Origin of the sequence: Bradyrhizobium sp. Bra64 (genome assembly GCF_024519875.1) — a bacterium.
Taxonomy (GTDB): domain Bacteria; phylum Pseudomonadota; class Alphaproteobacteria; order Rhizobiales; family Xanthobacteraceae; genus Bradyrhizobium; species Bradyrhizobium japonicum_G.
The window spans coordinates 175,929-183,138 of the sequence record NZ_JALJRD010000012.1 but is presented as its reverse complement, the minus strand read 5'-3'; the positions used below and the strand labels follow the sequence as shown (position 1 = coordinate 183,138).

The 7,210-nt window shown below is 64.5% G+C and carries 7 protein-coding genes and 1 tRNA gene; 5 read left to right on the top strand and 3 right to left on the bottom strand.

The window, feature by feature from the left end:
* Positions 1 to 257: hypothetical protein (locus tag NR187_RS28255; protein WP_256808402.1), on the top strand; the 257-nt coding region annotated here is incomplete at its 5' end.
* Here NR187_RS28255 and NR187_RS28250 read toward each other — a convergent pair.
* On the bottom strand, positions 254 to 1,039 hold the full coding sequence (locus NR187_RS28250) for an SDR family NAD(P)-dependent oxidoreductase (protein WP_256808401.1): 786 nt from the start codon (positions 1,037 to 1,039) through the stop codon (positions 254 to 256). The two genes, NR187_RS28255 and NR187_RS28250, sit on opposite strands and share 4 nt — an antisense overlap.
* 132 nt (positions 1,040 to 1,171) lie before the next feature.
* Between NR187_RS28250 and NR187_RS28245 the strand changes: the two genes are divergently transcribed.
* The 3 genes from NR187_RS28245 to NR187_RS28235 all read left to right on the top strand — a co-directional run bounded on the left by NR187_RS28245 (position 1,172) and on the right by NR187_RS28235 (position 4,817).
* The gene (locus NR187_RS28245; protein WP_211386687.1) at positions 1,172 to 1,870 is read left to right on the top strand and encodes a histidine phosphatase family protein; all 699 of its coding nucleotides are present in this window, start codon (positions 1,172 to 1,174) and stop codon (positions 1,868 to 1,870) included.
* 85 nt (positions 1,871 to 1,955) lie between these two features.
* Positions 1,956 to 2,723 (top strand): SDR family NAD(P)-dependent oxidoreductase, encoded by a 768-nt coding sequence (locus NR187_RS28240; RefSeq protein WP_256808400.1) that lies wholly within the window; start codon positions 1,956 to 1,958, stop codon positions 2,721 to 2,723.
* 126 nt (positions 2,724 to 2,849) lie between these two features.
* Positions 2,850 to 4,817: an AI-2E family transporter gene (locus tag NR187_RS28235; protein ID WP_211386685.1), complete on the top strand. Its 1,968-nt coding sequence runs from the start codon at positions 2,850 to 2,852 to the stop codon at positions 4,815 to 4,817.
* 5 nt (positions 4,818 to 4,822) lie between these two features.
* On the opposite strand, the gene NR187_RS28230 is transcribed toward NR187_RS28235, so the two are convergent.
* On the bottom strand, positions 4,823 to 6,046 hold the full coding sequence (locus tag NR187_RS28230; protein ID WP_211386684.1) for a serine hydrolase: 1,224 nt from the start codon (positions 6,044 to 6,046) through the stop codon (positions 4,823 to 4,825).
* Between the two features lie 148 nt (positions 6,047 to 6,194).
* On the opposite strand from NR187_RS28230, the gene NR187_RS28225 reads away from it, so the two are divergent.
* A tRNA-Trp gene (locus tag NR187_RS28225) sits at positions 6,195 to 6,270 on the top strand.
* 135 nt (positions 6,271 to 6,405) lie between these two features.
* Here NR187_RS28225 and NR187_RS28220 read toward each other — a convergent pair.
* Entirely contained in the window at positions 6,406 to 7,167 is a 762-nt protein-coding gene (locus tag NR187_RS28220) for a glycosyltransferase family 2 protein (RefSeq protein ID WP_211386683.1), read from the bottom strand.
* Positions 7,168 to 7,210 lie beyond the last annotated feature (43 nt).

The window sequence follows — 7,210 nt, the reverse complement described above, 5'->3', positions numbered from 1 at the left end:
CACAGTGGACCGCGGGTGCCAGCCGGCACCCGGTCTTCCCTGCGCCCTCTTTCATTTGGGGGGAAGGCGACGAAGCAAAGCTCGGGCGAACAGGCCGCGAGGATGCGAAGGCGTGTCTGCAATTGAAAATACGAAATGAGAAGAGCGACGGCGTCGCCCCGCACTCCGTCATTGCTCGCAATGACGAGGTTGATGCAGCCGGCTCGCTATCTCTCCGCCGTCGTCCCGGCGAAGGCCGTGACGACACTGTGTGCTAAACCGGCTTGCCCGTATACGGCATCGACGCCGTCAGGCCGCCGTCCACCGGGAACGCCTGGCCGTTCACATACGAGGCTTCGTCGCTGGCCAGGAACAATCCCATCGCGGCGAGTTCGTGCGGTTGGCCGGGGCGCTTGAGCGGATTGAGCTGGCCGATCTTGTCGGAGGTGCCGCGCTCCTTGGCGCGGTCGAAGATCGGCTTGGTCATGCCGGTCTCGATCAGGCCCGGGCAGACCGCGTTGATGCGCACGCCGGTGCCGGTGAGCGAATACGCCGTGGTCTGCACCAGGCTGATGACGCCGGCCTTGCTCGCGGCATAGGGATGACCGCTGGCGCCGGCCTTGAGACCGGCGACGGACGCGGTGAGCACGATCGCGCCGGACTGCTGCTTCACCATGTGCGGCATGGCATGCTTCACCGCGAGGAACGGTCCGATCAGATTGATCCGCAAAACCTCCTGCCACTGCTCCACGGTCTGCTCGCCGAGCGGGACGAGACCGCCGCTGACGCCGGCATTGGCCCAGATCACGTCGAGACGGCCATGCGCCTTCACCGCCCTGTCGATCACGGCGATGACGTCCTGTTCGGAGCCCGCGTCCGCCATCATGGCTTCCGCGACGCCGCCGGCCTTCTTCACCTCGTCGACGGTCTCCTTCACCGCCTCGGTGCGGTCGACCGCGATCAGCTTTGCGCCTTCCCTGGTGAACAGCAGCGCGGCGGCGCGGCCGATGCCGCTGCCGGCGCCGGTGATGATGACGGATTTGCCTTGCAGACGGCCCATGCGTTTCTCCCTTTGTGCGCGCGCGACGCTTGCCGTGCGACGGAATTTCAAACAGAATTTGAAACAGTAAAGTGTCTTGAGACACGTTCACACCTGACGTACAGCGACATCACACGGGATGGAAGGGGTTCGATGGCAGGCGCAGACAAGCCCAATGTGGTCACGACACGCTGGTGGTGGGTCCGTCACGCGCCGGTGCGCAATGACGGCGGCAACATCTACGGCCAGAGCGATCTCGCCTGCGACACCAGCGACACCTACGTGTTCAATGCTGTTGCCAAGGTGCTGCCACGCAAGGCAGTCTGGTACTCGAGCAATCTGATGCGTACGCATCAGACCGCCGAAGCGATCTGGGCGGCCGGCTTTCCCCGGCCTGCGTCGATGAAGTGGGAAGCAGACCTTGCCGAGCAGAACCTCGGGCGCTGGCAGGGCATGAACCGCGCCCAGTTCATCGCAAGCCGCCCCGTCGGCTCGAGCTGGTTCGCCGACATCAACGAGCCCGCGCCCGGCGGGGAAAGCTTCATGGACCTCTACAACCGCACGCGCCGCACCATCGAGCGGATCAATGCCGAGGCAGCCGGCCAGGACGTGATCGCGGTCGCCCATGGCGGCACCATCAAGGCGGCGCTCGGGCTCGCGCTCGAGGGGCAGCTGGAGAAGGCGCTGTCGTTCGACATCGACAATTGCTCGATCACGCGGCTCGATCATTTCGCAAGCCCCGAGCGCACGGTCTGGCGGCTGCCGATGGTGAACCAGCAGCCGTGGATCGCGGACGATGCGCACGCGGCAATGCATCAGCTGGCGGGTCCGGAAGTCAAGAAGCTCGCCTGAGGCCAAAACTTGCCTAAGTCATTATCCGCTCGCGCGGACGCGGCGTAAGCTTCGAACCAATCATAACGCACTCTGGGAGAGAAACATGACCTTGTTCGACATGAAGGGGAAAGTCGCCGTCATCACCGGATCGACGCGCGGCATCGGGCTTGCGATCGCCGAGCGCATGGCCGAGCACGGCGCCAAGGTCGTGATCTCCTCGCGCAAGGCCGACGTCTGCGAGGAAGTCGCCAGGGGCATCAACGGCAAGTTCGGCAAGGGCACGGCGGTCGCGGTCGCCGCCAACATCTCGTCCAAGGAAAATCTGCAAAATTTGGTCGACGAAAGCAACCGCGCCTTCGGCAAGATCGACGTGCTGGTTTGCAACGCCGCCTCGAACCCGTATTACGGTCCGCTCGCGGGCATCTCCGACGATCAATTCAGGAAGATCCTCGACAACAACATCGTCGCCAACAACTGGCTGATCTCGATGGTGGTGCCGCAGATGATCGAGCGCAAGGACGGCTCGGTCATCATCGTGTCCTCGATCGGCGGTCTCAAGGGCTCGACCATCCTCGGCGCCTACGCGATCTCGAAGGCCGCCGACATGCAGCTCGCGCGCAACCTCGCCTGCGAATACGGCAAGCACAACATCCGCGTGAACTGCATCGCGCCCGGCCTGATCAAGACCGATTTTGCGAAAGCGCTGTGGGACAATCCGGAGAATTTGAAGGCGTCGACCGCGCGCTCACCGCTGCTGCGCATCGGCATTCCCGACGAGATCGCCGGTGCCGCCGTGTTCCTGGGATCCGCGGCCGGGGACTTCATGACCGGCCAGACCATGGTGATCGACGGCGGCGCGACGATCAGCTGAGGGCCTCGCGCAGGAGGGAAGACGGTTGGCCGAGCCGGTCCGGCGAGGAACCAACCACTTTCCGGCTCGTTAGCCCTCGCATTCATCGTCAACCGGTAGGGTGGGCGAGGGCGAAAAGCGAGACAGATGATCCCCACGGTGATCAAGCCGCAATCCGCCGACGACGTCTCCGCAATGGTTGTCACGGTGGGCGCGGCGATCCTGAGCGTCATTATCGTCGCGGGGCTCTATCTCGGGCGGGAAATCTTCGTTCCTGTCGCGCTCGCCATTCTGCTGAGCTTCGTTCTTGCAGCACCCGTCAGGTTGGTGCAGCGTCTCCATGCCCCGCGTGCGCTGGCTGTCGTCGGTGTCGTGCTGTTTGCCTTCGCCATCATTTTCGCCTTGGGAAGCGTGATCGCCACGCAGCTGAACGGCTTGGCTGGCGATCTGCCGAAGTACCAGGTCACGATTCTGTCCAAGATCCAGTCGGTGCGCGGCGTCGCAGGGGGCAGTTCCACGCTCGAGCGTGCCGCCGAGATGCTTCAGGACCTGGGCAAGGAGCTGGACAAGCCCAAGTCGGTCGCGCCGGCCAACCCGCTGACCTCCGGCACGCCGGCTCACCCCGGCGTCAAGCCCGTCCCAGTGGAGGTGCTGCAGCCTGATCCCGGCGCGCTGGAGAGCCTGCGCTCGCTGATCGCGCCCCTGGTGTCGCCGCTGGCGACGACAGGCATCATCGTCATCTTCGTGATCTTCATCCTGATTCAGCGCGAAGATCTTCGAAACCGCCTGATCAGGCTAGCCGGCTCACACGATCTGCAACGGACGACCGCGGCACTCGACGACGCAGCGGCTCGCTTGAGCCGGCTTTTCCTCAATCAGCTCATGCTTAATACGGGTTTCGGCGTGTTGATTGGAACCGGCCTGTGGCTGATCGGGATTCCCAGCGCAGCGCTGTGGGGCATTCTCGCGGCCGTGCTTCGCTTTGTGCCTTATATCGGCTCGATCATAGCTGCGGCGTTTCCACTTGCGCTCGCGGTGGCGGTCGATCCGGGCTGGTGGATGTTGGCCTGGACGGCGGCGCTTTTCTTCGTCATCGAACCGCTGGTCGGGCAGGTCGTCGAACCTCTGTTGTACGGTCACACCACGGGGCTTTCGCCCGTGGCTGTCGTCGTCTCGGCAACGTTCTGGACGGCGCTGTGGGGACCGATCGGGCTGGTCCTCGCCACGCCGCTCACCGTCTGTCTGGTCGTCCTGGGCCGCCACGTCGAAAGGCTGTCCTTTCTGGACGTCATGTTCGGCGATCGCCCGGCGCTGTCGCCTCCGGAGATCTTTTATCAGCGCATGCTGGCCGGGGACCCGACCGAAGCGGCCGAAAAGGCCGAGCAATTTCTCAAGGAGCGGTCGCTCGCGGCCTATTACGATGAAGTCGCGCTCAAGGGTATGCAACTGGCCCAATCGGACCTCGACCGCGCTGCCCTGGACCAGATCCGGCTCGCACGCATCCGCGATACCGTGGTTGAATTTGTCGACGATCTCTCCGACCTGGATGACGGCCGTCCCGTCGGGAGTGAGCGCACCGAGGATGCCGAAGCAGCCGATGCCGTCGAAACCGTCGCCCCGGCCAGTGACCGACCGGACATCCCCGTGCTCGATGCAGCCAAACTTGCGGAGCCATTTCGCGGCGAAAATGCCGTGCTCTGCATTGGCGGCCGTACCATGCTCGACGAGGCCGGTGCGATCATGCTCGCGCAGCTGTGCCGCGCGCATGGCGTCGGCAGCCGTGTCGAAGGACCGGAGGCCTTGTCCACCGCCAGCATCTTCCGTCTCGAGACGTCAGGCGTGGCCTTGGTCTGTCTGGGCTATGTCGGCATCACGAGCCCGGCGCATCTGCGCTACGCGGTGCGCCGGCTTCGCCGCAAGCTGCCGCATGCGTCCATCATGGTTGGATGCTGGGCGGAGGACGTCGCAAACATCGACGAGCTGCGTGAGACGGCGAAGGCCGATCTGTTTGCCACCTCGCTGCGCGAGGCGGCGCAAATCGTCGTCTCCATGGCACAAGGCCAGGTTGGCTCCGCGCCGTCTGTTGCGGAGCCTGCCGTGTTGGCGCGTGCCTGAAAAGGCTACTCAACCGCCGCGTAGACCAGATCCCGCACCAGCGTCCGCGTGTAGTCGCGCTGGCCCGGGCCCTGGCTCATGAACACCGCGAACAGATCCTCCTTCGGATCGATCCAGAAGAACGTTCCGGCAATGCCGCTCCAGAAATACTGGCCGACGCTGCCGGGGAAGGGCGCGATGCCGGCCTCGCGGCGCACGGCGAAGCCGAGGCCGAAGCCGTGCCCGGGCGACAGCAGCGTGCCGTTGGTCACGACGTGCGGCCCGAGGTGATCGGAGGCCATCAGCTCCAGCGTCTTGCGGCCGATGATCCTGTTGCCGTCGAGCGTGCCGCCATTGCGCAGCATCAGCGCGAAGCGGGCATAGTCCATCGTGGTCGAGACGAGACCGCCGCCGCCGGACTCCATCACAGGCTGCTCGAGCATGTTGAACAGCGCGACCTTGTCGCCGGTCCAGGGATCGGCCGCGAACGGCTCGGCCAGCCGACCGGCATTGGCCTCGCTCGTGGCAAAGCCGGTCTCGGCCATTCGGAGCGGGGCAAGCACGCGCTCGGTCAGGAACGCGCCGAGTGATTTGCCGCTGGCGACCTCGATGATGCGGCCGAGGATATCGGTGGAGCGGCTGTAGTTGAACTCGTCACCGGGATGGCAGACCAGCGGGAAGCTCGCCACCATCGCGGCGTGCTCGGCATTGGTGATCTTGCGGCTGCGTACCCGCGAGTCCTGGTAGATCTTGTGCACGGGGCCATCGCCCTGGTGCTCATAGGTGAGGCCCGAGGTGTGGCGGAGCAGGTCCTGCACCGTCATCGCCCGCTTGGGCGGAACCAGTTCCAGCTTGCCGCCGCTGACCACGCCGACCTTTTGATCGCCGAACTCCGGGATGAATTTGGCCACAGGGTCGTTCAGGAGGAGGTAACCGTCCTCGACCAGCGCCATGATGCCAACCGAGACGATCGGCTTGGTCATCGAGAAGATCCGGAAGATCGAATCTTGCGCCATCGGTGCCGGGGCCGCCGGGTTCTGCCTGCCGAGCGCCTCGAACCAGCCGACCTGGCCCCGCCGCGCCACCAGCACGGTGACGCCGGGAACGGTTCCCTTGTCGATTTCGCGCTTGAAAGCGTCCGACATGGCCTGGAGGCGGGGACGCGACAGCCCGAGCGTTTCGGGGCGGGCTTCCGGCAAAGGCGGAGTCTGGGCTGTGGAGGGGGCTGTCGTGGCAGCTTGGGCGGTCATGGGGGCTCCCGGGTTGTTCTTGTCGTTGGAGACCAACCTTCGCCCAGAAGTCGCGGTGTGAACAAGCGGCGCCGGTGCGCTTCTCCCTTGCAATCCGGTCGCCCTCTGTGCTTGAAAGCGGCCCTGAGCCGCGGCAACGCAGGTTCGTAGGAGTGTAGCTCAATTGGTAGAGCACCGGTCTCCAAAACCGGGGGTCGCAGGTTCGAGCCCTGCCACTCCTGCCAGCGAAATCAAATAGTTAGATTAGTTGCTGGCGGGCTGGACAAGGTCTCGCGTCTTGAATCCCGGAGATAGGCCCTCAAGGCCTGAGACAGACCTGTCGCGACCCGATGGTCGCGCGCGCGGTCTTCGACCGCCGCTCAGCGAGCAGCGGTCCGCCCGGCGTCCGAAGGCACCTGGCTGAGATCAATGTTGCGGATCGGCACGCGGCGAAGCAGCGAAAGGATGGTCTGGCCGAGCTGCAGATAGGTGTGCGGACGCAGCGCGCGCGATGATCCCTTCAGCTCCGCATTCAGGCTCACGGGCACCTGGACGTGGGTGAGGCCGAGCTGGAGCAGCGAGATCAGGGAGCAGATCTGGTAGCCGTAGCCGTCGACGTCCACCGCGATCTGGCGCAGCCATTTCACGGGGTAGATGATCATGCTGTGGTAGTCGGACAACCAGAAGCCGAACAGGCAATTGAGGATGAACCGCAGCGAATGCGACTGGATCGAGCGATTGACGGAACGGTCCGATTGATTGTCGCGGTAGGTGATCACAATGTCGGCGGCGCCCGCCGCCTTGAACATCCTGGCGATGCCTTCGTCCTGAAAGGCGTGATCGCCGGGGATCAGCGTGATGGCATCGAACTTCGCATGGGACAGCGCGTATTTGAAGCCAGCGCCGACGCCGCGCCGTTCCGCGTGATGCCGCACGATGATCCGCGAATCCCTGGTCGCGTAGTCGTCCATGATCGCGCCGGTCGCGTCATCGCTGCCATCGTCGATCAGGAAGATCTCGAAATCGTCGAGCAGCTCGCGGGCCAGCGGCAAGACGCCGTCGATGGTGTCGGCGATCTTGTCCTGCTCGTTCAATGCCGGAATGACGATGGTCAGCTTTTTGGCGGCCTTGGGAGATGTCATCGGATACTGCCGTTTCCGGCCACTCTGTACGGTTGAAACCGGA

What these genes read in the sequence shown, in the direction of transcription:
- NR187_RS28250 (WP_256808401.1), bottom strand. Translation starts at nt 1,039, where the DNA reads ATGGGCCGTCTGCAAGGCAAATCCGTCATCATCACCGGCGCCGGCAGC.
- NR187_RS28245 (WP_211386687.1), top strand. Translation starts at nt 1,172, where the DNA reads ATGGCAGGCGCAGACAAGCCCAATGTGGTCACGACACGCTGGTGGTGG.
- NR187_RS28240 (WP_256808400.1), top strand. Translation starts at nt 1,956, where the DNA reads ATGACCTTGTTCGACATGAAGGGGAAAGTCGCCGTCATCACCGGATCG.
- NR187_RS28235 (WP_211386685.1), top strand. Translation starts at nt 2,850, where the DNA reads ATGATCCCCACGGTGATCAAGCCGCAATCCGCCGACGACGTCTCCGCA.
- NR187_RS28230 (WP_211386684.1), bottom strand. Translation starts at nt 6,046, where the DNA reads ATGACCGCCCAAGCTGCCACGACAGCCCCCTCCACAGCCCAGACTCCG.
- NR187_RS28220 (WP_211386683.1), bottom strand. Translation starts at nt 7,167, where the DNA reads ATGACATCTCCCAAGGCCGCCAAAAAGCTGACCATCGTCATTCCGGCA.